This is a genomic window from Azohydromonas aeria (genome assembly GCF_009760915.1).
GTDB classification, from domain to species: Bacteria; Pseudomonadota; Gammaproteobacteria; order Burkholderiales; family Burkholderiaceae_C; genus Azohydromonas; species Azohydromonas aeria.
In genome coordinates this window covers 1-1,763 of the sequence record NZ_VIDQ01000186.1, presented here as the reverse complement: position 1 = coordinate 1,763, position 1,763 = coordinate 1, and the positions used below count along the sequence as shown (strand labels likewise).

Here is a 1,763-nt window from a genome sequence, read left to right as displayed (position 1 = left end):
GCTCGGCTGCCAACCGCGGCTTCAAGGCGATCTGCCGGGCAATGAAATCCCGGGTCAGCCAGCCGCTGCCGGCGAGCTGTGCCTTGCATGCGGCACGGCAGGCCTGCGCCCATTCGACGACCGGTGAGAGGCACTCCTGCAGCGAGCGCACCAGCTGCTGCGCACGCTCCTGCTCCCGGCGCGTCTGCTCCAGGTGTCGCCGCGCCAGGGCCTGCTCGCGCGCGCAGGAGATCGCCTGCACCATGTCCCGCGCCGCGGCGTTGCCGATGCCGTCGAGCTCCAGCACCGACCGGTTGGGCAACGTCACCGTCACGCGCGACCAGAGCAGTCCCGGCTCGACATGAACGGCACCAAGGTCCTTCAGTGCGATGGCATGCCGGGCGCCTTCCACCTCCAGGAGGGCGCGCTCATCCTCGAGCCGCAACTGCCAACGCTTCGATCCGGTGAGGACTCCCCCGGTCTGTGACGGGCTCCATGTTCTGTGCATGAAGGAATTGTCCACGCGCGCGGTGCCGCACCTGCAGTCCCAGCCGGTCGCGGACAGCTTGCGCTTCGAGCTCGGCAGTACGGCGGCTTCCCGGGTGGCGACGTGCGCATGAGAAATGTGTGCCTAGCGGCGGACAGTCGCCACATGTGACTCGACCGGGGTTCCGATGCCATCTCAACGACAAGGGCGCCAGCTGCCATTCGAAGCGCGGTTGGACAGCGGACCGCGTGCATGTTTGGCCACGATCGCCGTTGCCCGGTTCGACCCGTTCATGGGCATGTGACGATGTAGGAGGGAGCGCTTTGTCGTTGGGACAGCGAGGAGACCCGTGCCCAACGGAAGCAGGCCAGGCGGATCAGCTCGGCAGCTGCTGACCGCGGATCCGCATGAGCAGAGGGGACAAGCAACCTGCGCTGGCGCCGCGCCGCGCGCCCGAGATCGAGGGCCGCCCGCGACGCCGGTGTCGGTGCGTTCATGGACGAACGACCCTTGCGCCTTCGTGCCTGGCAGACTTCTTCGGGACCGTGCCGCCGCTACAGTGCAATGGCTTGCTGGCGCGAGAGTTCCGCGTAGGCGCTCCAGACTTCTTCCTTCATCTGCGCCAGCACGCGTTCCTCGTCGGCCGTGTCGTAGCCCAGGCGCCTGAGTTCCTCGATCCACGTGGCCTGCGCCGTTGCCCGGTTATCGCACTCCGTGGCCAGGCGCTGCGCTCTTTGCAACGCCGTTTCGTACTGCTGCATCGTCTCCCTCTGCCGCGTTCGCCGGCCCTGTGGTGGGCCGGTCTTCGTGAGGCATGAGCATGGCGGCACCGTGCCTGCGGCACGCCTGCAGGCCCCTTCGTTGAGGGCGCGCTGATGGAGGGTTGTACGGTGCTTGTTCAGCAGCAGGGCTGCGCGGACTCTGGCGGGCTGTGGATTCAGGGCAGCTCGTGCCGAGAGGTTCGAAAGCGCTCCCGGCGCACTGCCGGCTGCCGCCGACTCGGGGTCTGGAAGCAGGGGCCCGAAGGCCCCAGGATGGACTCGTCGTGCAACAGTCAGGCACGCCTTGGGCCGGTACGTGGCTGACCGCCACGGCGGGTTTCCAAGGCGGCCTTTTCCCCCATGTGCCAGGACTTCGACTTCGACCATTTCGCCCATCTCGCGCGCAGCGATCCCGCAGCATTCGAGGTCCAGCGCCTGATGCTGTTCGAAGCGGCGCTGAGCGAGATGCCGGCAAGCGCACGAGGCGCGGCGCGTGTCGCCTTGGCCAACGTCCAGGTACGGATGGCCAGTGCAAG

The 1,763-nt window shown here is 67.8% G+C and carries 2 protein-coding genes and 1 pseudogene; 1 reads left to right on the top strand and 2 read right to left on the bottom strand.

Features of this window, described 5'->3' with window-relative positions; translation table 11 throughout:
• Both FJ694_RS36370 and FJ694_RS36365 read right to left on the bottom strand, forming a co-directional pair.
• Positions 1 to 502, bottom strand: a pseudogene (locus FJ694_RS36370) (hypothetical protein); the annotation flags it as partial.
• Between the two features lie 518 nt (positions 503 to 1,020).
• On the bottom strand, positions 1,021 to 1,227 hold the full coding sequence (locus FJ694_RS36365) for a hypothetical protein (RefSeq protein ID WP_157272288.1): 207 nt from the start codon (positions 1,225 to 1,227) through the stop codon (positions 1,021 to 1,023).
• A 360-nt stretch (positions 1,228 to 1,587) separates the two neighbouring features.
• On the opposite strand from FJ694_RS36365, the gene FJ694_RS38075 reads away from it, so the two are divergent.
• The coding region (locus FJ694_RS38075) for a DUF3135 domain-containing protein (RefSeq protein ID WP_157272378.1) at positions 1,588 to 1,763 on the top strand (176 nt) is incomplete at its 3' end.